Annotated in this window: 14 protein-coding genes; 7 read left to right on the top strand and 7 right to left on the bottom strand. The window is 70.0% G+C overall.

Annotated elements, in window-relative coordinates; all coding sequences use genetic code 11:
- Window positions 1–143: 143 nt before the first annotated feature.
- The 3 genes from gltA (at window position 144) to TSO352_RS19890 (ending at window position 3327) form a co-directional block, all read left to right on the top strand.
- Window positions 144–1475: a citrate synthase gene (gene gltA / locus TSO352_RS19900; RefSeq protein ID WP_109108993.1), complete on the top strand. Its 1332-nt coding sequence runs from the start codon at window positions 144–146 to the stop codon at window positions 1473–1475.
- Between the two features lie 61 nt (window positions 1476–1536).
- Window positions 1537–2553, top strand: a complete 1017-nt coding sequence (locus TSO352_RS19895) for a hypothetical protein (RefSeq protein WP_109108992.1) — start codon at window positions 1537–1539, stop codon at window positions 2551–2553.
- A gap of 123 nt (window positions 2554–2676) precedes the next feature.
- On the top strand, window positions 2677–3327 hold the full coding sequence (locus TSO352_RS19890) for a response regulator transcription factor (RefSeq protein WP_109108991.1): 651 nt from the start codon (window positions 2677–2679) through the stop codon (window positions 3325–3327).
- A gap of 43 nt (window positions 3328–3370) precedes the next feature.
- On the opposite strand, the gene TSO352_RS19885 is transcribed toward TSO352_RS19890, so the two are convergent.
- Entirely contained in the window at window positions 3371–6850 is a 3480-nt protein-coding gene (locus TSO352_RS19885; RefSeq protein ID WP_109108990.1) for a PAS domain-containing hybrid sensor histidine kinase/response regulator, read from the bottom strand.
- 240 nt (window positions 6851–7090) lie between these two features.
- On the opposite strand from TSO352_RS19885, the gene TSO352_RS33590 reads away from it, so the two are divergent.
- Complete coding sequence (locus TSO352_RS33590; RefSeq protein ID WP_109108989.1) at window positions 7091–8272, top strand: hypothetical protein; 1182 nt, start codon at window positions 7091–7093, stop codon at window positions 8270–8272.
- A gap of 144 nt (window positions 8273–8416) precedes the next feature.
- Here the strand turns inward: TSO352_RS33590 and TSO352_RS19875 are convergent, their stop codons facing one another.
- A complete protein-coding gene (locus TSO352_RS19875) occupies window positions 8417–10135 on the bottom strand; it encodes an MFS transporter (RefSeq protein WP_109108988.1) in 1719 nt (572 codons plus the stop codon).
- A 199-nt stretch (window positions 10136–10334) separates the two neighbouring features.
- A complete protein-coding gene (locus TSO352_RS19870; protein ID WP_109108987.1) occupies window positions 10335–11411 on the bottom strand; it encodes a transporter substrate-binding domain-containing protein in 1077 nt (358 codons plus the stop codon).
- 97 nt (window positions 11412–11508) lie between these two features.
- Between TSO352_RS19870 and TSO352_RS19865 the strand changes: the two genes are divergently transcribed.
- A complete protein-coding gene (locus TSO352_RS19865) occupies window positions 11509–15006 on the top strand; it encodes an ATP-binding protein (RefSeq protein WP_109108986.1) in 3498 nt (1165 codons plus the stop codon).
- Window positions 15007–15009: 3 nt separating this feature from the next.
- Here TSO352_RS19865 and TSO352_RS19860 read toward each other — a convergent pair whose 3' ends face one another.
- Window positions 15010–15675: a bifunctional 4-hydroxy-2-oxoglutarate aldolase/2-dehydro-3-deoxy-phosphogluconate aldolase gene (locus TSO352_RS19860; protein WP_109108985.1), complete on the bottom strand. Its 666-nt coding sequence runs from the start codon at window positions 15673–15675 to the stop codon at window positions 15010–15012.
- Window positions 15675–16586 carry a MurR/RpiR family transcriptional regulator gene (locus TSO352_RS19855; protein WP_109108984.1) on the bottom strand — a complete coding sequence of 304 codons (912 nt, stop codon included), beginning with the start codon at window positions 16584–16586 and terminating at the stop codon, window positions 15675–15677. The genes TSO352_RS19860 and TSO352_RS19855 overlap by 1 nt, the downstream gene beginning before the upstream one ends.
- 204 nt (window positions 16587–16790) lie before the next feature.
- Between TSO352_RS19855 and TSO352_RS19850 the strand changes: the two genes are divergently transcribed.
- On the top strand, window positions 16791–17633 hold the full coding sequence (locus TSO352_RS19850; protein WP_109108983.1) for a fumarylacetoacetate hydrolase family protein: 843 nt from the start codon (window positions 16791–16793) through the stop codon (window positions 17631–17633).
- A gap of 124 nt (window positions 17634–17757) precedes the next feature.
- Window positions 17758–18492 carry a FadR/GntR family transcriptional regulator gene (locus TSO352_RS19845; protein WP_109108982.1) on the top strand — a complete coding sequence of 245 codons (735 nt, stop codon included), beginning with the start codon at window positions 17758–17760 and terminating at the stop codon, window positions 18490–18492.
- A gap of 25 nt (window positions 18493–18517) precedes the next feature.
- Here the strand turns inward: TSO352_RS19845 and TSO352_RS19840 are convergent, their stop codons facing one another.
- Both TSO352_RS19840 and hmpA read right to left on the bottom strand, forming a co-directional pair.
- Window positions 18518–20713 (bottom strand): methyl-accepting chemotaxis protein, encoded by a 2196-nt coding sequence (locus tag TSO352_RS19840; protein WP_109108981.1) that lies wholly within the window; start codon window positions 20711–20713, stop codon window positions 18518–18520.
- Between the two features lie 527 nt (window positions 20714–21240).
- Window positions 21241–22416, bottom strand: coding sequence for an NO-inducible flavohemoprotein (hmpA, locus tag TSO352_RS19835; protein WP_109108980.1), 1176 nt, complete (start codon window positions 22414–22416; stop codon window positions 21241–21243).
- Window positions 22417–22498 lie beyond the last annotated feature (82 nt).

The raw sequence follows: 22498 nt of genomic DNA, 5'->3' as shown, positions 1-22498 counted from the left end.
CATTCCGACCGTCCCTTCGGAGACCGGGAGAAGACGGCGTGGCGCCATCGGTGCCGGGCCGCAGAAACGACGGGCCAACCACAAGGACCGGCCGCGGGGGCCCGAACCTCCGGCGACCGGCCAGCAAGGAGTGTGAGAAGGTCATGGAATCGAGCAAGCACACGCCGCACGGCGATGTGAACCAGGTCGGCACCGTCACGCTGACCGACGACGCCACCGGCAAGACGCTGAAGCTGCCCGTGCTGGCCGGCTCCACCGGTCCGAACGTGATCGACATCCGCAAGCTTTACGCCGCGACCGGTTACTTCACCTACGACCCGGGTTTCACCTCGACCGCCGCCTGCGATTCGGCGATCACCTACATCGACGGCGACGAGGGCGTGCTGCTGCACCGTGGCTATGCCATCGCCGATCTGGCCGACAATTGCGACTTCCTGGAAGTCTGCCACCTGCTGCTGAACAACGAGCTGCCGAATCCGGAGCAGAAGGCGGATTTCGAGCGCACCATCACCTACCACACGATGGTGCACGAGCAGCTCGCCAAGTTCTACAGCGGCTTCCGCCGCGACGCCCACCCGATGGCGATCATGTGCGGTGTGGTCGGCGCCCTGTCGGCCTTCTACCATGATTCGACCGACATCTTCGATCCGGTGCAGCGCAAGATCGCCGCGCACCGCCTGATCGCCAAGATGCCGACCATGGCGGCGATGGCCTACAAGTACACCAGCGGCCAGCCCTTCATGTATCCGCGCAACGACCTGACCTACGCGGAAAACTTCCTCTACATGACCTTCGGCACGCCGTGCGAGGAATGGAAGGTCGACCCGGTCCTGTCCAAGGCGATGGACAAGATCTTCATCCTGCACGCCGACCACGAGCAGAACGCCTCGACCTCCACCGTCCGCCTGGCCGGCTCGTCGCACGCCAACCCGTTCGCCTGCATCGCGTCGGGCATCGCCGCGCTGTGGGGTCCGGCCCATGGCGGCGCGAACGAGGCCGTGCTGACGATGCTGGAGGAGATCGGCACGGTCGACCGCATCCCCGAATTCGTCCGCCGCGCCAAGGACAAGAACGACAGCTTCCGCCTGATGGGCTTCGGCCACCGGGTCTACAAGAACTACGACCCGCGCGCCAAGATCATGCGCGAGACCTGCTATCAGGTGCTGGAGACGCTGGGCATCAAGGACGAGCCGCATCTGGCCATCGCGATGGAGCTGGAGCGGATCGCCCTGTCGGACGAGTACTTCATCGAGAAGAAGCTCTACCCGAACGTCGACTTCTATTCGGGCATCATCCTGAAGGCGATGGGCTTCCCGACCAGCATGTTCACCGTGCTGTTCGCGCTGGCCCGCACCGTCGGCTGGATCAGCCAGTGGAAGGAGATGATCGAGGATCCGGCCCAGAAGATCGGCCGCCCGCGCCAGCTCTACACCGGCAACGACGTTCGTCCGTTCGTCCCGCTGGACAAGCGTTGAGCGCAAAAGCCGCGCGTCGGCGCTTTCCCTTCCTTCTCCCTCCCGGGCAGAGGGAAGGGGGATGACCAACGCCCTGCAACTCGGCCTGTCGGTCGCCATCGTGGCGGTGACCGGCGGGACGCCGCGCGTGGTGACGGTGCGCAGCGGCTTTGCCGTGCCGGCGGAACACCGGCGCGGCGACGAGCCGTTGCCGCACCGCGACGCCTTGCCCGGCGCGCCCTTCGACCCCGACCGTTTCCGCACCCTGCAGGAGGGCGTGCGCGCGGTGGCGGAGGGGCTGTCCGGCCTGTCGCTGCGCTATGTCGAGCAGCTCTACACCTTCGGCGACCGCCACCGCGACCCGCATGAGCTGTTCGGCGGGCCGCGCTCGGTCGTCGTCGGCTATCTGGCGCTGGTCCGCGACGGGCCGCTGGGTGGCGAGGGCTCGGCCGAATGGCGCGACCTCTACGACCATTTCCCGTGGGAGGACTGGCGCGACCAGCGCCCGCCGCTGCTCGACGGTGTGATCGCGCCGGCGCTCGGCGGCTGGATCGACGCCGCCGGCGATGACGGCGCCCGCCAGCGCCGGGCCGAGCGGGCGCGGATGGCCTTCGGGCTGGACGGCGCCGACTGGGACATGGAGCGCGTGCTGGAGCGCTATGAGCTGCTCTACGAGGCCGGCCTGGTGGTGGAGGCGTTCCGCGACCGCGACCTCGCCGCCCGCGTCGACCGCTCCGCTCCGGCAGCCGGCGGCGTCATGCCGCGCGCGCTCGGCCGGCCGATGGCGCGCGACGGCCGCCGCATCCTGGCAACCGCGCTGGAGCGGCTGCGTGGCAAGCTGCGCTACCGCCCGATCGTCTTCGAACTGCTGCCGCCGGCCTTCACCCTGCACCAGCTCCAGCTGGTGGTGGAGGCGCTGTCGGGCGAGCGGGTGCACAAGCAGAACTTCCGCCGCCTGATGATTTCCGGCGGTTTCGTCGAGCCGACCGGCTGCTACGAGAGCCAGACCGGCGGCCGCCCCGCGGAGTTGTACCGCTTCCGCCGGCAGGCCATCCACGAACGCACCAGCGCCGGGGCCATTCCATCCGCGGACGGATGAGGCGGCCCGCCGGACGGGGCACCGGAACGATTGGCGGAAAGGTTGTCGCGCGGCATTGGGCGCTGTTGTCAACCGGCGTCCCAGAGGGGATACTGTTGGAATAATTTTAATTCCGGATTGTCCATGTCCCACCGCATTTTGATCGCCGACGACCACCCCCTGATGCGCACCGCGCTGGCCCAGACCATTGGTCAGGCGATGCCCGGCTCCGTCATCCTGGAGGCGTCGCGGTTCGAGCAGATCAAGCCGCTGCTGGACACCGGGGAGCCGCCCGACGTCATCCTGCTCGACCTGCACATGCCGGGGATGAGCGGCCTGATCGGCCTGATGATGCTGCGGTCCGAACACCCGGCGATCCCGGTGATCGTCGTCTCGGCGTCGGAGGACGCGGTGACGATCCAGCGCGCCATCGACTACGGTGCCTCCGGCTTCGTGCCGAAATCCGCCCCCAACACCCAGATCATCGAGGCGATCAACGTGGTGCTGGACGGCCAGCTCTGGCTGCCCGAGATCAACGCCGGCGCGGAGGTCGACGCGCCCGACCCGGCCAAACGCGCCGCCACCCTGACCCCGCAGCAGCTCCGCGTCCTGGCCGGCATCGCCGAGGGCAAGCTGAACAAGCAGATCGCCTACGAAATGAACGTCGCCGAAACGACGGTGAAGGCGCACGTCACCACGATCCTGCGCAAGCTGGGTGTGCTGACCCGGACGCAGGCCGCGGTGCTGGCGAGCCAGCTGGCGCTGTCCTCGGTGCCACCGCCGCCGGTGGAGTGACACTCCCCGACGCTCATCCTCTGCGGACGGAGAAGGGGCACTCTCACCCCGCCATCCGCTGCCCCTCCGTCAGCAACTGCCCCAGCAGCGCCCGCAGCGCGCCCGGACGCACCGGTTTGTAGAGCAGCCGGCAGCCCGCCGCCTCGATGTCCTCGCGCACCGACGGGTCGCGATCCGCCGTGACCACGGCCGCCGGGATCTCGCTGCCCAGCGTCGCGCGCAATGTCCGCAGCGCTTCCACGCCGGTCAGGCTGCGGTCGAGGTGGTAGTCGGTCAGGATCACGTCGGGGATTTCGCCGTTCAGGCTGGCGAGCGCCAGTTCCGGGACGGCGGCGGTGATGACGCGGCAGGACCAGCTCGACAGCAGATCCTCGGTCGCCCGCGCGATGGCGGGTTCGTTTTCCAGGCACAGCACCAGCACACCGCGCAGGTCGCGCACGCGCGGGCGCACCACCACGGCACGGGCGGCGACCGGCTCGTCGGTCAGCGGCACCAGCACCGAAAAGGCGCTGCCCCGCCCGACGGTGGAGCGCACCTGCACGGTGTGGCCGAGGATGCCGGCCAGACGCTCGACGATGGCGAGGCCGAGGCCCAGCCCCTTGCCGCGCTCGTTGGCGTCGTTGTCGAGCTGGCGGAACTCGATGAAGATCTCCGGCACCTTGTGCTCGGGGATGCCGGGGCCGGTGTCCCACACCTCGATCGACAGGAAGTTTCCCCGCCGCCGGCAGCCCAGCAGGATGCGGCCGGTGCGGGTGTAGCGCACCGCGTTGGCAAGGTAGTTCTGCAGGATGCGCCGCAGCAGCGTCGGGTCGCTGCGCACCGTGGCCGAACACTCCACCACGCGCAGCGCCAGCCCGTGGCGGCTGGCCAGCACGGTGAACTCCTCGCCCAGCGGCTTCAGCAGCTCGTCGATGCGCATCGGCACCGGGTTCGGCTTCACCACGCCGCTGTCGATCTTCGACACGTCCAGCAGGTCGCCCAGGATCTGCTCCACCGACCGCAGCGAGGCGTCGATCTGGCGGATGGCGCTGTCGCCGTTGCGCTCCGACAGGGCGGACAGGAACAGGCGGGCGGCGTGCAGCGGCTGCAGCAGGTCGTGGCTGGCGGCAGCCAGGAAGCGGGTCTTGCCACGGTTGGCGCGTTCCGCCTCGGCCTTCGCTTCGGACAGGGCGTGGGTGCGCTCGGCGATGCGGCGTTCCAGCGATTCGTTGGCTTCGCGCAGGGCGGCGGCGGCGCGGTGGCGTTCGGTGACGTCGGTGTAGACGGCGACGAAGCCACTGCCCGGCATCGGGTTGGTGGCGATCTCCAGCACGGTGCCGTCGGGCCGCACCCGCTCGTAGACGTCGGGCCGGTTGCGCCGCCGCGGGTCGGAGCGGCGGGCGAGCAGCGTCTCGATCTCGCCGTTGTGGCCATACTCGCCGCGGCGGTCGATCAGCCCGACGATGTCCTCCAGCGAGGTGCCGACCTGGACGAAGCCGTCGGGCAGGTCGAGCAGCACCAGGAACTGGTTGTTCCAGGTGGCGACGCGCCAGTCCTCGTCGAACACGGCGATGCCCTGGGGGACATTCTCCACGGTGGCGCGCAGCAGCTCGTGCTGCTTCAGGATGGCGCGCGACGCCTCGTCGATGATCGAGCGGGCGTCGGTGCGCGACAGCCGCCGGTCGGACAGCAGCCCGGCCACCACCACGCGCGCCGAGGCGGAGCCGACGGCGCCGGCCAGCAGCCGCTCGGTCAGCTGGATCGCCTCGCCGTCGGTGCGGGTCAGCAGGGCGGTGCGCAGGTCGCCGTCCTGCACCCCGGTGAAGCGGCGGAAGGCGGCGTCGGCGCGCGCCTGCCCGACATAGCGCACCGCCAGATCATGCAGGTCGGCCAGCGTGGCGCCGCGCGGCCCGTGATGGTCGCCGTCGGTGGCGCGGCGCAGACTGATGAAACGGGCGGCCTGCTGGCGCTCCAGCGTCGACGGCCGGGTCAGCAGCGAGATCACCACGAACAGCAGGATGTTCGGTCCCAGGCTCCACAGCGCGGCGTTGGTCAGCGGGTCGATGCCGGCGATGCCGGCCAGCGCCACCGGGCTGAGGCCGGTCAGGCCGAACGGCCCCTCGCGCAGCGCGCTGGACGCCAGCCAGCCGGCGTCGGCGAAGGACGGCAGCAGCATGGTGTAGGCCCAGCCGACGAAACCGGCGCAGATCCCGGCGAAGGCGCCGGTGCGGCTGGCGCGGCTCCACACCAGGCCGCCGAGCAGGGCGGGGGCGAACTGGGACACCGCGGTGAAGCTCATCATGCCGATGGTCGCCAGCGGGAAGGCCGGGCCGATCAGGCGGTAGCAGCCGTAGGACAGCAGCACCAGCACGATCACCGCCGACCGCCGCACCAGCAGCAGGGTCGCCGCCGGGTCGTCGCGCAGCCGCCGGTCCTCCGGCCGCAGCGCCATCAGCAGGGGAACGGCGATGTCGTTGCAGATCATGGTGCTGAGCGCCACCATCTCGACCAGGATCATGCTGGTCGCCGCCGACAGCCCGCCGATGAAGGCGATCAGCGCCAGCCCGGGCCAGCCCTGGCTCAGCGGGATCGACACCATGAAGGTGTCGGCGTTGGTCGCCCCGTCCGGGAACAGCATCAGCCCGGCCAGCGCCACCGGCAGCACGAACAGGTTGATGGCGACCAGATAGGCCGGGAACAGCCGGGCCGACGACCGCACGTCCCCGCCATGGGTGTTCTCCACCACCGCGACGTGGAACTGGCGCGGCAGGCACAGGATGGCCAGCGCCGACAGGATGCAGGCGACCCACCAGTCGGCGCCGATGTTGCCCAGGCTCATCAGCTCCAGGAATCCGGGATGCCGGGCGGCGGCGTCGACGAAGGTGCCGGGGTCGCCGAAGACGGCGACGGCGATGGCGCCGCCCACCCCCAGGGCGGCGGCCAGCTTCACCACCGATTCCGCGGCGATCGCCATCATCAGCCCGCGGTGGTGTTCGTTGGCCGACACGTTGCGCACGCCGAACAGGATGGCGAAGGCGGCCATCAGTAGCGCGGCCAGCAGGGCGGTGCCGCCGGGCAGCTGGTTGACGTCGGCGCCGAGCGAGGCGCCGGCCAGAATCTCGAAACTGACGCTGATCGCCTTCAGTTGCAGGGCGATGTAGGGCAGCAGCCCGATCACCGCGGCGATGGTGACCAGCGCCGCCAGACTGCGGCTCTTGCCGTAGCGGGCCGACAGGAAGTCGGAGATGGAGACGACGTTCTCCGCCTTGGCGACGCGGACGATGCGGGCCAGGATCGGCCAGCCCAGCCCGATCATCAGGATCGGTCCGATGTAGATCGGCAGGAAATAGAAGCCGCCCGTCGCCGCCCGCCCGACCGCGCCGTAGAAGGTCCACGAGGTGCAGTAGACCCCGAAGCTCAGCGCGTAGAGCCAGGGCGTGCGGCGTTCCCCGCCATTGCCGCCGGTGCGGTCGCCGTACCAGGCGATGGCGAACAGCGACAGCAGGTAGGCCAGCGACGCGGCGACGATGAACCAGCTTTCCATCGGGCTTTTCGCATCCCTTTTCGGATTTCTTCTCCCCTGGGTCGTGAGCGTAGCACAACCGCCTCCCCGGTGGGGATGGAAGCAAGGGGGAGCCCGCCGGGACCGGGCCTCCGCCATTCCCCCTTCAGTCAACCACGAAAGGTGGAACCGGTCGGCAGGCAACGTTCGGCCCGCCGCGCTGTTCGTGCATCGGGCTCCACAGCCCGAGGGGCGGACAAGCAGAAGCTATGGAGGGGTCGAATGGTAGCGCTCACGGCTGGTTCCCAGCATGGCCTGAACACGGACGCGATCGGGGTCACGGACATTCGGGGCGGCACGGTCGCCCAGGCGACGGCAGACCAGATCGTCGTCGATTACGGCGGTGGCCATCACACTGAATTTCAGGGCCAGTTCACCTACGACGTGACCGGAACGACGCTGGCCGGCGGCACGCTGACCGGGGTCCGCGACGTCTCCGGGACCGACCTCAACTTCGCGGTCGGCGATCTGAACCTGCCGGTGTCGACCGTCCTCGGCTGGGCCGCCAGCGGCACCAGCGCGGAGGAGGTGCGGGGCGCGATCATGGCCGGCAACGACCTGCTCCTGGGTTCGGATTTCAACGACACCTTGCGGGGCTATGCCGGCAACGACACCATCAACGGCGCCGGCGGGGACGACCTGCTCGACGGCGGCACCGGGGTGAACGTCATCGACGGCGGCGCCGGCAACGACACGGTGGAACGCCACGCGGCGCTGGGCGGCAGCGGCGCCATCGCGTACGACGGCTCCGTCTATGTGGTTGACGGCGGCGGGTACGACCGGCTGCGCGACGTGGAGTTCATCCGCTACACCGACCAGACCGTGGCCAGCGCCAGCGCGCCGGTGTTCGACCCGCTGTCCTATCTGGCGGCCAACACCGATCTGGCCGCCGCCTTCGGCACCAACAGCGACGCCGCCCTCAGCCATTATCTGAACACCGGCTGGAGCGAGGGGCGGTCGCTGCGCTTCAACGCCGCCGGCTACCTCGCCGACAACCCCGATCTGGTGGCGGCCTTCGGCACCGACACCGCGCAGGCGACCCGCCACTACATCGAGACCGGCCGGTTGGAGGGGCGGCAGACCGCCTTCGATTCCATGAGCTATCTGGCGGCCAACCCCGACCTGATCGCGGCGTTCGGCGCCGACACCACGGCGGCGGCGCTGCATTACGCCGAGTTCGGCCGGCAGGAGGGGCGGTCGCTGGTCTTCGACGCCCAGTCCTATCTGGCGCGCTATCCCGACCTGCAGGCCGCCTTCGGGAACGACCTCCAGGCGGCGACGACGCATTACGTCACCCACGGCTACGAGGAGGGCCGCAGCGCCGCCCCGTTGAGCACCGGGCTCGGCACGGCGTCCATGGCCTTCGACGGCACGCAGCATGCGGCGCTGTCGATCGGCGACTGAAACCGAGCGGAAACTGAGACCGAGCGGAAACTGAGACCGAGCGGAAACTGAGACCGAGCGGAAACTGAGACCGAGCGGAAACGCGGAACGGGCGGAGGGGCCATTCCCTCCGCCCGTTTGCGTCTCAGCCCGGAAGCGCCGGCTTCAATCGTGCTGGTAGATGTCGACGTCCTTGGTTTCGCGGACGAACAGCAGGCCGATCACCAGGGTCGCGGCTGCGATGATGATCGGGTACCAGAGGCCGGAGTAGATGTCGCCGGTCGCCGCCACGATGGCGAAGGAGGTCGTCGGCAGGAAGCCGCCGAACCAGCCGTTGCCGATGTGGTAGGGCAGCGACATCGAGGTGTAGCGGATGCGGGTCGGGAACATTTCCACCAGCATCGCGGCGATCGGGCCGTAGACCATCGTCACGTAGATGACCAGCACCGTCAGCAGCGCCACGACCATCAGCGTGTTGATGCGGGCCGGGTCGGCCTTCGGCGGGTAGTTGGCCGTCTTCAGCGCGTCGCCCAGACCCTTGTCGAAGGCGGCGCCCGCGGCCTTGGCGTCGGCCGGGGTGGCGGGGGCGGTGGCCGGGGCGTGGCCCAGCGACACCGTGGTGTTGGCCTGCGGGGCCGCTGAATAGCCGGGGATCACCGTGCTGCCGACCTTGACCGAGGCGGTGGTGCCGGCCGGCGCGGCCTCGTTGGTGTAGGGGATGCCGCGCTTCACCAGGGCGCTCTTGGCGATGTCGCAGGAGCTGGTGAACTGGCTGGTGCCGACCGGGTTGAACTGGAACGAGCACTCGTTGGGGTCGGCGACGACGACGACGGGGGCGGTGGCGATCGCCTCCTCCAGCGCCGGGTTGGCGTAGTGGGTGATGCCCTTGAACAGCGGGAAGTAGGTCAGGCAGGCCAGCAGCAGACCGGCCATGATGATCGGCTTGCGGCCGATGCGGTCGGCGAGCGAGCCGAAGATCACGAAGAAGGGCGTGCCGATCAGCAGCGCCGCGGCGATCATCAGGTTGGCCGGCTGGGCGTCGACCTTCAGCGTCTGGGTCAGGAAGAACAGGGCGTAGAACTGCCCCGTGTACCACACCACCGCCTGGCCGGCGACGAGGCCGAACAGGGCGAGCAGCACGATCTTCAGGTTCTTCCACCGGGCGAAGGACTCGGTCAGCGGGGCGGTGGAGTGCTTGCCCTCCTCCTTCATCCGCTTGAAGGCCGGCGATTCGTTCAGCATCAGGCGGATCCACACCGACACGCCCAGCAGCACGATCGAGATCAGGAAGGGAATGCGCCAGCCCCAGGCGTCGAAGTCCTCCGGTGCCATCGCCCCGCGGCAGGCCAGGATGATCAGCAGCGACAGGAACAGGCCGAGGGTCGCCGTGGTCTGGATCCAGGAGGTGTAGTTGCCGCGGCGGCCGTGCGGCGCATGCTCCGCCACATAGGTGGCGGCACCGCCATATTCACCGCCCAGTGCCAAGCCCTGCAGCAGGCGCAGGCCGATCAGGATGACCGGGGCGGCGATGCCGATGGAGGCGTAGTTGGGCAGGATGCCGACGATGAAGGTCGACAGGCCCATGATCAGGATGGTGATCAGGAAGGTGTATTTGCGGCCGATCATGTCGCCCAGCCGGCCGAACACCAGCGCGCCGAAGGGGCGCACGGCGAAGCCGGCGGCAAAGGCCATCAGCGCGAAGATGAAGGCCGCCGTCGGATTGACGCCCGAGAAGAACTGCTTGGCGATCACCGCGCTGAGCGATCCGTACAGGTAGAAATCGTACCATTCGAACACGGTGCCGAGCGACGAGGCGAAAATGACTTTTTTCTCCTCGCCCGTCATCGGTCGGACGGCATCCGCCGTCGAAGCCGCGTAGGCCATGATCTGCACCCTCCCATCTGAACAGTAGGTTTTTGGCGAGCCGCGCCTCATGGTCGAATGGACTAATGACCAAGTACGGCTCTCTGTTATCGGGAGGATTGTGTGGTGTACGAACTATCAGTGTCACCCCCTACCATGGTCGGGGGTCACAACGCTCCATCGCGCTCGCCACAGTGTTCGTTCGGGTAGGCTGGGGCGCCTACTGGAACACCGGGGCGTAGAGCAGCCCGCCCTGGGTCCAGGGCCGGTTCGCCCCGCGCTCCATCCGGAAGGGCGAGTGGGCGCCCAGGTTGCGCTCGAAGATCTCGCCGTAATTTCCCACCTGCACGATCGCCTGATAGGCCCAGTCCGGGCGCAGGCCGGCCTTGGCCGCCACGTCCGGCAGGCCGGACAGCAGGCGCCGCATCTCGCTGCTGCCGGTGATGCGCTGGAAATTGGCGTTGGCGCCGGTGACGCCGCCGTCGTCGGCCAGGATCAGCGCGAACATGGTCCAGCGCACCGCCGCCATCCACATCCGGTCGCTGTTCGGGGTCAGCGGCGCGATCGGCTCGCGCGTCGCTTCCGGGGGGACGGCGATCTCCACCGCGTCGCGCGGGGTGTCCAGCGCGTGCAGCGCGGTGGTCAGCAGGGCGCGGTCGGCGCTGATCGCCCCGCATTCACGGCCGAGGAAGGCCTCCAGCGCGTCGGGCCAGGCGGGATAGATCCGCAGCTTCCACGGCCGGCGACCGCGGGCGATCAGCGATTCCAACTCGGCCTGCGTCGTCGTGCCGGTCGGCACGCAGACCGTCAGCTCGCCGTTTTCCAGGGCCGAGCGGCCATCGGGCAGCCGCCACGCCGCCAGCCCCTGCGCATCGTGGAAGACCGGCGGGCCGAAATCGACGGCGTAGGTCGTGTCGCGCGTCAGCGTCCAGGAGGTCTGGGCGAAGGAGACGTCGACCTCCCCGGCGGCGACGGCGGCGAACTCCTGCGGTTTGGACATGCGGCGGATCTCGATGGCGTCGGCCTTGCCCAGCACCGCCGCGGCGAGCGCCCGGCACAGATCGACCATGAAGCCGACCGGGCGCCCCGAATCGTCGTTGGCGGCGAAGCCGGGGTTGAAGGACACGCCGCAGCGCACAACGCCGCGCCGTTCGATCTCCGCCAGCACCGGGCGGTCGCCGCCCCCCGCCGCCGCGACGGCGTCGACCGCAACGGCCGGGCGGTTCGGAACGGATGCCAAACCAACCAGCACAGCGGCCAGCAGACCGAAAAGGACGCCCCTGCGCGGCTGGCCCATGCTTCTCCCCTTATCCCACGACGCCGCTATGATACGCTGGCCGCGGCTCCGCGCAAAAGATCAGGCTATCGATGGGCGGGGTGCCGATGGAGACGGAATGACGGGCGACGGCAAGGCGGGCGTGGTGAGGATCGGCGTTGGCGCGCGGCTGTTCGGCGCGCTCGCCTTCAACGGGCTGGTCGCCTTCCTGATCGGGCTCGGCGCCTACATCGCCTTCGACGGGCTGCACGCCGGCATCACCAAGGTGACGTCGGAGCAGTTCCCCGCCGTCGTCGCCTCGGCCAAGCTGGAACGCCAGCACCAGCGGATCATGCGGACCCTGGAACAATTGGCGCTGTCCAACGACAATTTCGGACGTGAAACGATCAACCAGGGCCTTGCCGACCAGCTCAACGGCTATGACCGGCTGCTGGCGGAGATGGACGCCGCCGATGGCCGCCAAGCGCCGCGCATCGCCGGGCTGAAGCAGCAGCGCGACGAGATCCTGCGGCTGCGCGACGCCATCGACCGCAGCGTGACCGTCCGCATCGCCGCCCGCCGGGCGCTGGCGGAGCGCGACCGCGACGTGCGGCGGATGGCCGACGCCCTGGCCGAGCCGGGCCTGCGCGGGGTGGAGGACGCCGGCGTCCAGCGCTGGCTGGCGATGGCGGAACGGCTGCTGTTCCTGAGCGCATCGGTCCACCAGATGGAGAACAGCTTCGCGTTGAGCCGGCTGGCCGATGGGGCGGCGGCGCAACTGGCGGCCCTGTCGGACGCGCGGCCCGTCACGGCGGCCGTCATCGCCGATGGCGTCGCCGGCCGGCTGGAGCGGCTGGCCGACGGCATGCGCGCGGTGGTGGAGGGCGACCGTTCGGTCTTCCGCCAGCGGCAGGCCGAACTGCAGGCGTCGGAGGCGCTGACCGGGCTGGTCGAGCGCGCCAACCAGGTGTCGCTGGTCAACACCGGCCTCAACACCGGCATCTTCGTCGAGCAGACCAAGGCGGCGGAGGAAAGCCGCCAGCAGGTGATCGAGGTGTCGACCACCTACACCCGCCTGTTCTTCGCCTCGGTCGGCGTGGTGCTGCTGGGCATGGTGCTGTCGGTGCTGTATGTCCGGCGCAAGGTGCTGGCGCGGCTGTGGGCGGTCAGCGAGGCGATCCGCGATCGCACCAACGGCGGCCGCGCCGAGGTGCCGGCGACCGGCGCCGACGAGATCGGCGAACTGGCCCGGGCGCTACGCTTCTACATCCAGGAGACCGAGGACAAGAGCGAGGCGCTGCGCCGCAACGAGCAATGGCTGCGCACGGTGCTGGAGGCGGCGCCGGTGCCGCTGGTGATCTCCGGCCGGGCTGACGGCCAGATCCGCTTCGTCAACCGCCGCGCCGCCGACCTGTTCGAGGTGGCCGACGCCGGGAACCTGCTGGGCCGGCCGGCCTCCAGCGTCTGGTTCGCCCCGGCGGTGCGCGAGGAGTTCGTGCGCGACGTCTTCACCAGCGGCTTGGCGCTGGATGTGGAGACCGAGCTGGTCACCGAATCCGGCCGCCGCCTGTGGGGCCTGCTGTCGGGCATCGCCTTCGAGTTCCAGGGCGAGGAGGTGCTGCTGAGTTCGGTCGTCGACATCACCCGCCGGCGCGAGGCGGAGGAACTGCTGCGCCGGACCCAGGCGTTCCTGGACGCGGTGATCGACAACGTGCCGAGCGTGCTCTACGTGCTGGAGGGCGACAGCGGGCGCGTCGTGCTGTGGAACCGCGCGGCGGAGGACAGCTTCGGCACCCGCCGCGCCGCCATCGAAAACCGGCCGCTGGCCGAGGTGCTGGGGCATGAGACCGGCCGGGCGCTGGCCGGCGGCGATCCCGGCGCCATGCGCTCGCTCGGGATGGAGGAGCTGGTGCTGACCCGCAACGGCGAGACCGCGGTGTTCGCCCTGCAGCGCCACCCCTTCGAATGGTCGGGCGACGGCCGCTGCCGCATCATCTGCGTCGCCAACGACATCACCGCCTCGCGCCGGGCGCGCGAGGAGTTGCGGCAGGCCAAGGAGCGGGCCGAACGCGCCGACGCCGCCAAGACCGAGTTCCTTGCCACCGTCAGCCACGAGATGCGCACGCCGCTGAACGGCATCCTCGGCCTGTGCCGGCTGCTGCTGACCGGGCAACTGCACAGCGGCGAGCGGCGCTACGCCCAATCGATCATGCGCTGCGGCCACGGGCTGCTCGATCAGGTCAACGACATCCTCGACCTGCGCAAGATCGAGGACGGCAAGCTCGACCTCGACCCCGCCCCCTGCGCGCTGCTGCCGGTGCTGGAGGAGGTGGTGGCGACGGTGGAGGGGCTGGCGAACGAGAAGGGCATCGCGCTGGTCCTCGACATCGCGCCGGAGGTGCCGGAGCTGGTGGTGATCGACCGCCAGCGGCTGCGCCAGATCCTCGTCAACCTCGTCGGCAACGCGGTGAAGTTCACCGAACGCGGCGGGGTCGACCTGCGCGTCGATATCGAACCGGGTTCGGAACGTTCCGGAGCCGGTTCGAAGGGCACCGGGGAACGGCTGCGGCTGGCGGTGCGCGACACCGGCATCGGCGTGCCGCCCGAACGCCGCGCCGCCATCTTCGAAAAGCTGGAACAGGCCGATCCGACCATCGCCCGGCGCTTCGGCGGCAGCGGGCTTGGGCTGGCCATCGTCCGCCACCTGCTCGACGCCATGCAGGGCAGCATCCGCGTCGACAGCGCGGTCGGGCTGGGCAGCGTCTTCACCGTCACCATCCCGCTGGAACGGGTGGCGGAACTGGCGCTGCCGACGCGGCCCGGGCGGCTGCTGCCGATCAGCCGGGTGCGGTCGCTGGCCCTGCTGCTGGTGGAGGACGACGCGATCAACCGCGAGGTGGCGCTGGGGCTGCTGTCCGACGCCGGCCACCGCATCACCGTGGCGGAAACCGGCGAGAAGGCGTTGGAGCTGGCGGCGCGGAAGCGGTTCGACGCCGTGCTGCTCGACATCCGGCTGCCCGACATCGACGGGCCGGAGGTGGCGCGCCGCATCCGTGCCCTGGCCGACGCCGACCGCGCTGCGGTGCCGATCGTCGCCGTGACCGCCAACGTCTTTGCCGCCGACCGCGCCCGCTACATCGTCTCCGGCATCGACGCGGTGATCGAGAAGCCGATCTTCCCGGAACGGCTGATGCACCTGCTGTCCAACACCGTCGCCGCACGGACCGACGACGAGGCGCCGGGTGAGGCCGAGGCCGACGAAACGCCGGCGCGGGAAACCGTGCGGGAGGTGGACGTGAACGAGGAGATTCTGGAGCGCTACATCCGCTCGCTCGGCCCCGCCCGCTTCGCCACCATCCGCGGCCTGCTGCTGGAAAGCGCGGGGGAGGGGCTGCCCCGCCTGACCGCCGCCGATGCCGCCGACGACGAGATCGAGGACATCGCCCACCGGCTGGCCGGCGCGGGCAGTCATTTCGGCCTGACCCTGTTCGTCGGCCTGATGCGTGCCGTCGAGGACGGCATGCGCGAAGGCCGCCGCGCCGAGGCGCAGGACCTCGCCGCCACCGCGCCGGCGGTGTTCACCCGCGGCGTGGCGGCGGTCGACGCCGTCCGCGAGGCGCTGGCGGCGACGATGTAGGAGTCAGCCGGCCTTGGCGGCGCGGTAGGCGTCCAGCAGTTGGCGGCCGGCGGCCAGGATGGCCTCGCGGTCGCCCTTCTTGACCAGCGTCTCGTCGACCAGCTTGCCGCCGGCGCCGACGCAGGCAACGCCCGCCGCGACGTAGGCGGCGACCGTCGTCGCGTCGATGCCGCCGGTGGGGACGAAGGGGATGCCGGGGAACACCGACTTCAGCGCCTTGATGTGCGCCGGGCCGACGGTGGAGGCCGGGAAGATCTTGATGGCGTCGGCGCCGGCGGAGATCGCGGCGTGCACCTCGGTCGGGGTCAGGGCGCCCATCAGGCAGGCGACGCCGTGGTCGCGGCAGGCGGCGGCCACCTTCGGCACCACGCAGGGCGACACGACGTAGCGGGCGCCGGCCTTCACCACCTCGGCGACGGCGGCGGGGGTCAGCACGGTGCCGGCGCCGATCAGGGCGCCGCCCTCCGCCGACAGCTCCTCGATCAGGCCGACGGCGCCGGGGGTGGTCATGGTGATCTCGAAGGTGCCGTAACCGGCCTCGCGCAGCCAGCCGACCGCCGTCCGCGCCAGATCGGCGGAGCTGTTGCGGATGACCGGAACGACGCCGTAGGCGACGAGCTGGTCGAGAATGGCGCTGGGAGTCTGGACGCTGCTCTGGGTGCTGGACATCAGGATTCCTCAGTGGGCGGGATGGTGGTGGGTTGGGTCGGCGGGCGGTCCGGCGCCCGGTGGTGGCCGGCGAGCACCGCCTTGATCCGGGACAGCCGGCGGTCCAGCCCGGGCGGCGCCTGGAGCCCGACCGCGACCGTCAGCGCGTCGACCAACGCCAACTGCGCCAGCCGCGAGGCCATCGGGGTGTGGACCGCGGTGTCCTCGTCGACATCGACGGTCAGGCGGATGTCGGCGCGCTCCGCCAGCGGCGTCGCCGAGGCGGTGATGGCGATCACCGTCGCGCCGCCGTCCCGGGCGATGGCGGTGGTGTCGAGGATCTCGGCGCTGGTGCCGGTCTTGGAAATCGCCAGCAGCACGTCGCCGCGGCCGAGCGTCGCCGCGGCCATCGCCTGCAGATGGGCGTCGGTGCTGGCGGTCACCTGGGGGAGCAGGCGGAACAGCTTGTGGTGGGCGTCCAGCGCCACCGCGCCCGACGCGCCGACGCCGACGATCTGCACCCGCCGCGCCTGGGCCAGCGTGGCGGCGGCCCGCTCCAGCGCCGGGGCGTCGAGCCGGCTGCGCAGGCGGACCAGCGCGTCGATGGCGCGGTTCAGCACCTTTTCCGCCGCACCGGCGACGCTGTCGCCGGGCGACAGGTCGCGCACCAGCGGCGTCGGCCGGTCGGCCGCCTGCTCCCACGCGGCCGATGCCGCCAGATGCTGGGCGAGGCCGATCTTGAACTCCTGAAAGCCGCCGAACCCGGCGGAGCGGCAGAAGCGCAGCACCGACGGCTCGCTGACCCCGGCCTTGGCCGCGAGCTGCGCCAGGCTGTCGCGGACCGCGGCGTCGGGGTCGGCCAGGACCGTGCGCGCCACCGCGGCTTCCGCGCGGCGCAGCCGGTCCAGGGAGGATGCGATGGTTGCCAGCATGAGGGTCGCGGGGCCGGGGTGAAGGAGGGGATGATTGGGTGGGGGCGGGAACAAATTGTAGTTTTACTACATAATTTTCACCCTGTCGACCCGCCGGAGAAGCAACGCTACAATTCGTTCGTTCTCCCCTTTACTTTCGCGGCCGTTCCGACAGGATCCGGCGCCGTCACTGCCGACGTCACCGTCACATCAGGAAAATTCTCGATGAAACTGTTGCGCTACGGCCCGCCGGGCCAGGAAAAGCCGGGCCTGCTCGACGCCGACGGCCGCATCCGCGATCTGTCCGGCCATGTCGACGACATCGCCGGTGCGGTACTGCTGCCGGACGGGCTCGACCGGCTGCGAGCGATCGACCCGGCGACGCTGCCGCTGGTGGAGGGCGACCCCCGCCTCGGCCCCTGCGTCGGGCGGGTGGGCAAGATGGTCTGCATCGGCCTGAACTTCTCCGACCACGCGGCGGAGACCGGGATGGCGGTGCCGCCGGAGCCGATCATCTTCATGAAGGCGACCAGCGCCATCGTCGGGCCGAATGACGCCATCGAGCTGCCGCGCGGCTCGGAAAAGACCGACTGGGAGGTCGAACTGGCCTTCGTCATCGGCAAGACCGCCAAATACGTCTCGGAAGACGAGGCGATGGACCATGTCGCCGGCTATTGCATCGTCAACGACGTGTCCGAGCGTGCTTTCCAGATCGAGCGCCAGGGCCAGTGGACCAAGGGCAAGAGCTGCGACAGCTTCGGCCCGACCGGCCCGTGGCTGGTGACGCGGGACGAGGTCGAGGACCCGCAGAAGCTCAAGATGTGGCTGGAGGTCAACGGCCACCGCTATCAGGACGGCAGCAGCGCGACGATGGTCTACGGCGTGCGCTATCTGGTGTCCTACCTGTCGCGCTTCATGAGCCTGCAGCCGGGCGACATCGTCTCCACCGGCACCCCGCCGGGCGTTGGCATGGGACAGAAGCCGCAGGTCTTCCTGAAGGCCGGCGATGTGGTGGAGCTGGGCATCGAAGGGCTGGGCCGCCAGCGCCAGATCGTCGTCCAGGGCTGAGCCGACGCGACGGGCACGGGTCCTTTCACCTGCGGCGGAAGGACCCGTGCCGGATCTGCGGCGTTCCGCCGGTGCGCGCCGTCCGCTACCATGCCCGCCGTCTTGGACGTCGTCGGGTTGGGGTATGGCAAAGATCGCCGGACTGAAATTGCAGCCCAAACGCCGGGAGCGCCTGGGCGACCAGCTCTATGGCCAGCTCCTCGAACAGATCATATCCGGCGCGCTGAAGGAGGGGGACCGGCTGCCCTCCGAGAAGGAGCTGTGCCAGATGTTCGAGGTCTCGCGCCCGGTGGTGCGCGAGGCGATGATGCTGTTGCAGGCCGACGGGCTGGTGGTGGCCCGCCAGGGCTCCGGCACCTATGTGCAGCGGCGCCCGCCGCAGGGGCTGGCCGCGCTGGCCGGGCTGTCCGACATTGCCGGGATGCTGCGCAGCTTCGAACTGCGCCTGCCGCTGGAAAGCGAGGCGGCGGCGTTGGCCGCGGTGCGGCGGTCGCCCGACCAGTTGTCGCGGATCGGCGAGGCGCTGGACGGGCTGGTGCGGGCGCTGGAGACGGGCGCGTCGCCGACGGCCGCCAGCGCCGCCGACTTCGCCTTCCACCACGCGGTGGCGGAGGCGACCTGCAACCCGATGTTCGTGTCGGTCCTCGACACGCTGCACCCCGCCATCGACCGGTCGATGGTGGTGGCGCTGAACCTGCTGGCCGGCGACGCCCCGCAACGGACCCGCCGGGTGCTGGAGGAACACGCCCGCATCTTCGAAGCGATCACGCTGGGCGACGCCGACGCGGCGGCGCTGGCGATGCGGTCCCATCTGAACCGCGCCCGCCAGCGCCTGACCGACCAGCACCAGGACGAGTAGAGACCCTTCGGTTGGCAGCCGTCGCTCAGGCCGACCGCACCTGGTGCAGGAAGCGGTCGATCTGCTGCTGCAGGTGGGAGGTCTGGCTGGAGACTTCCTCGGCGACCGACAGGACCTCCTGCGCCGACTGGCCGGTCTGGCCGGCGGCGGTGCGGACCTGACCGATGTTCTGCGAGGCCTGCGCCGTGCCGCCCGCCGCCTGCTGGACGTTGCGGGCGATCTCCGAGGTGGCGGCACCCTGCTCCTCCACCGCGGCGGCGATGCTGGAGGCGATGTCGTTCAGGCGGCCGATGGTCTGGCCGATGTTGCGGATGGCGGTGACCGCCTCGTTGGTGGCGTTCTGCATGGCGCCGATCTGGCCGGCGATCTGGTCGGTGGCCTTCGCCGTCTGGCTGGCGAGCTGCTTGACCTCCTGCGCCACCACGGCGAAGCCCTTGCCGGCCTCGCCCGCCCTGGCGGCCTCGATGGTGGCGTTCAGCGCCAGCAGGTTGGTCTGCCCGGCGATGTCGGAGATCAGGTCCAGCACCGCGCCGATCCGGCCGGCCGCCTCGTTCAGCTCGCGCATGGTGCTGTCGGTGCGTTCGGCCTCGTTCGCAGCCTTGGCGGCGATCGCGGCCGATTCGGTCACCTGCCGGGAGATCTCGGTGATCGACTGCGACAGCTCGTGCGCGGCGGACGCGGCACCGTCGACGTTGACCGACGCGTGTTCGGCCGCCTCGGCGGCGCTGCCGGCCTGACGCGAGGTGTCGTCGGCGGTCTCCACCATGGTGGCGGCGGTCTGGTGCATCTGGGTGGCGGCGGCGGACACCGTCTCCACCACCGTCTTCACGCCGTTCTCGAACTGGTCGGCCAGCGACAGCATGGCCTGGCGGCGTTCACCGGCGGCGCGCTGCCGTTCGGCTTCCGCCGCGGTGCGGGTGGTCTCCACCTCGCGCGCGGTGTCGCGGAACACGCGCAGCGCGGCGCCCATCTCGGCGATCTCGTCGCGGCCGTCCAGCGTGATGTCGGCGTCGAGGTCGCCGGCGGCAATGCGGCCCATGCCGGCCTTCAGGGTCAGCATGCGGCGGATGACGATGCGGCCGACATAAAGCCAGACCACCAGGATCGAGACGATCACGCTGACCACGCTGACCGCGATCTGGGTCAGGCGGCTGTTGTCGAGCATGCGGGTGGTGGCGCCGCTGGCGTCGGCGATGGCGGACTTCTGTGCGTCCACCAGGGTGGCGATTCCCGACGACAGCGTGCCGGCCAGCGTGTGGTTGCTCTCCAGAAGCTGGGTGAACTGGACCTGGATCGCCAGCTCCTTCTGGCGGATGCTGACCACCGAGTCGTCGCCGACGGCGAAGCCGGTCAGCAGTTCGGCCTGCTTGCCCGCCACCTCGGCCAGACGTTCGGGCAGGGCGGTGGCGGCGTTGACCAGCCCGGCCAACGACACGCCGACGCGCGTCTCCAGGATGGCCAGCCGCTGGTCGTCGTTGGACCCGGTGGCCTCCAGGATCATGTTGCGGACGCTGGTCGCCTCCTCGATCACCGTGACCAGTGGCTTCTTCTCAGCGGTGATGCGGGTCAGCTCGGCGGCGGCCTCGCGCAGGGTGTTGGGGTCGGAGCCGGGGTCGGTCAGCGTGGCGCGCGCCTGATCCTCGTTGTTGTTCATGACCGAGCGCCAGGGGGCGGTGAATTTCTGGATCTCGGCATCGGCGGCCATGACCTTGGGCAGCATCGCCTTGCGCTGCTCGGCCAGCGCCACCCGCTCCGCCGCCGCCTGGTCGAGCTGAGCGAGGTTGCCGAGCAGGCCCTGCGCCGCCTCTTCGATGGCGGCGAGCTGGGTTCCGGCGGAACCGGTCGCGCGCAGGCGGGCGAGCCGGGTGTTGAATTCGTCCTTCGCGGCGCCGATGCGGGCGGACACCGCCGCGCGCGCGGCCGGGCTGTCGGCGGAGGTCAGCGCCGGGGCCAGCGCGACCAGCCGTTCGGCCTGCTGCGCCACGCCCATGCCTTCCGTCATCGCCGGCACCGCCTGCCCGACGATCGCGTCGATGGTGGTGCGCACGTTGGCGTATCCCATCAGCGCCACCGCGGCGGCGACCAGCGTCCCCGACAGCACGACGCCGATGGCGATCATCAGTTTGCCGCGCAGCCCGGAATACCAGGCGCCACCGCCCGTCCCGCGTCCGGTGGGCGTGCCGATGCTCTGTGGCATCACGCTGATCGTGTCGTTCGACATCCCGTCCTCCCCAATGCGCCCTGCAGGTTCCGCGACCGGCCTTTTCCGACTCTCGCCGCGCAAATCATCATATGAACTGACAAATTCGCACCGTCGTGCCCGGCGCGGCCGTTCCCTTGCCCATGCCGTTTCCGCAACGCTCCGGTGGCCGGGTTTGCGCGAAAGGCGAAGGTTCGGAAAAATTTGCGCCGTCTGGCTGATAGGAAAGCGCGGAATTGCCTAAGAAAGAAATAAGGAGAATCCACGATCTGAACCTCGGCCGCTACCAGACTTTCGGATCCCCAGGCGGCCGAGGGCCAAGGTTGTCAGACAAAATCACCGGAAGCGGGATTTTGTACGGGCAGTTTTCGCCATAGGGTCGTGCCGTTTCCGAAACGAAGACAGGTTGCTCCGAGATTGGCGAGAATTGATGTCCCCCAGGTTGTGGATCGGCAATCGGCGCGGGTGTCCCAGGGAACAGGAAGGGCCGGACTCCAGAGGAGATCCGGCCCCAAAATGTTGCAGGCACCTTGTCGGGGCGAGCCCGATCAGGCGATGGCTTCCCGCGGCCCGAAGAACTCGTGCACGATGGACGAGGAGGGCAGGCCCAGCGCGGTCAGCGCCTTGATGACGGCGGCCATGAAGGGCTTCGGGCCGACGACATAGGCGGCCACCCCGTCCTCCTGCGGCAGCAGCGCCGCCAGACGCTCCTGGTCGAGCAGGCCGGTCAGGTGCGGCTGGTCGCCGTCCTGCGGTTCGGCGTAGCAATAGACCGGCGTCAGGGCGCCGTGCTGCGCCGCCAGCCGGTCGACCTGCTCGCGGAAGGCGTGGACCGACCCGTTGATCGCGGCGTGGACGTAGATCACCTTGCGGCCGGACGCCAGCGCCTGCTCGGCCAGCGGCAGGGCCGGGGTCTGGCCGACGCCGCCGGTGATCAGCAGCAGCGGACCGTTGCCCTCGCGCAGCACGAACTCGCCGGCCGGCGGGTAGGCGTCGATTTCGTCGCCGACCCGGGCCCGGTCGTGCAGGAAGCCGGACACCAGCCCCTGCTGCTCCCGCTTCACCGAAATGCGGTAGTCGCGGCCGTTGGGCGAGGCCGACAGGCTGTAGTTGCGGTGCACCGTCTGGCCGTCGATCGACAGGCACAGCCCGAGATACTGGCCGGGCTGGAAGTCCATCACCCGTCCGCCATCGACCGGCGCCAGCCGGAAGGAGGTGATGACCGCGCTTTCCGGCGTCTTCTCGACGATGCGGAAACGGCGGGCGCCGCGCCAGCCGCCGGTCAGGGCCGCCTTGCGGGCGTATTCCTTCTCTTCCGCCGCGATCAGCAGCTCGGCGAGCTGCCAGTAGGCCGCGCCCCAGGCGTCGGCGACCTCCGCCGTCACCGCGGCGCCCAGCACGGTGCCGATGGCCTCCATCAGGCAGGTGCCGACGATCTTGTACTGGTCGGGCGTGATGTTGAGCGAGACGTGCTTCTGCACGATGCCGTCCACCGCCGGGCCCAGCACCTCCAGCCGGTCGATGTTGGAGGCGTAGGCGATGATGGCGTTGGCCAGCGCCTCGGGCTGGGCGCTGCTGCGCTGGTGGCTCTGGTTGAAGACCGCCCGGACTTCCGGGTAGCGCTCGAACATCAGCGGGTAGAAGGTGCCGGTGATCCGGTTGGCGTTGGCGGCGACGACGGGAGCGGTCGCCTTGATGACGGCGATCTGGGCAGGAGTCAGCATGGAGCGGGGCAATCCTTTTGCGCGTCACGATGTCGCAACCCCATGGCAATCCCTGTGCCAAAGCGCCGCAGCCCGCATTTCT

This window comes from Azospirillum sp. TSO35-2 (assembly GCF_003116095.1).
GTDB lineage: Bacteria > Pseudomonadota > Alphaproteobacteria > Azospirillales > Azospirillaceae > Azospirillum.
Note: the sequence above shows the minus strand (reverse complement) of the source record. Positions and strands in the feature narration are given on the sequence as shown.

Coding starts and splice junctions, on each gene's coding strand:
- TSO352_RS19865 (WP_109108986.1), top strand. CDS start 11,509: ATGACGGGCGACGGCAAGGCGGGCGTGGTGAGGATCGGCGTTGGCGCG.
- TSO352_RS33590 (WP_109108989.1), top strand. CDS start 7,091: ATGGTAGCGCTCACGGCTGGTTCCCAGCATGGCCTGAACACGGACGCG.
- TSO352_RS19860 (WP_109108985.1), bottom strand. CDS start 15,675: ATGTCCAGCACCCAGAGCAGCGTCCAGACTCCCAGCGCCATTCTCGAC.
- TSO352_RS19840 (WP_109108981.1), bottom strand. CDS start 20,713: ATGTCGAACGACACGATCAGCGTGATGCCACAGAGCATCGGCACGCCC.
- TSO352_RS19870 (WP_109108987.1), bottom strand. CDS start 11,411: ATGGGCCAGCCGCGCAGGGGCGTCCTTTTCGGTCTGCTGGCCGCTGTG.
- TSO352_RS19850 (WP_109108983.1), top strand. CDS start 16,791: ATGAAACTGTTGCGCTACGGCCCGCCGGGCCAGGAAAAGCCGGGCCTG.
- gltA (WP_109108993.1), top strand. CDS start 144: ATGGAATCGAGCAAGCACACGCCGCACGGCGATGTGAACCAGGTCGGC.
- TSO352_RS19855 (WP_109108984.1), bottom strand. CDS start 16,586: ATGCTGGCAACCATCGCATCCTCCCTGGACCGGCTGCGCCGCGCGGAA.
- TSO352_RS19890 (WP_109108991.1), top strand. CDS start 2,677: ATGTCCCACCGCATTTTGATCGCCGACGACCACCCCCTGATGCGCACC.
- TSO352_RS19875 (WP_109108988.1), bottom strand. CDS start 10,135: ATGGCCTACGCGGCTTCGACGGCGGATGCCGTCCGACCGATGACGGGC.
- TSO352_RS19845 (WP_109108982.1), top strand. CDS start 17,758: ATGGCAAAGATCGCCGGACTGAAATTGCAGCCCAAACGCCGGGAGCGC.
- hmpA (WP_109108980.1), bottom strand. CDS start 22,416: ATGCTGACTCCTGCCCAGATCGCCGTCATCAAGGCGACCGCTCCCGTC.
- TSO352_RS19895 (WP_109108992.1), top strand. CDS start 1,537: ATGACCAACGCCCTGCAACTCGGCCTGTCGGTCGCCATCGTGGCGGTG.
- TSO352_RS19885 (WP_109108990.1), bottom strand. CDS start 6,850: ATGGAAAGCTGGTTCATCGTCGCCGCGTCGCTGGCCTACCTGCTGTCG.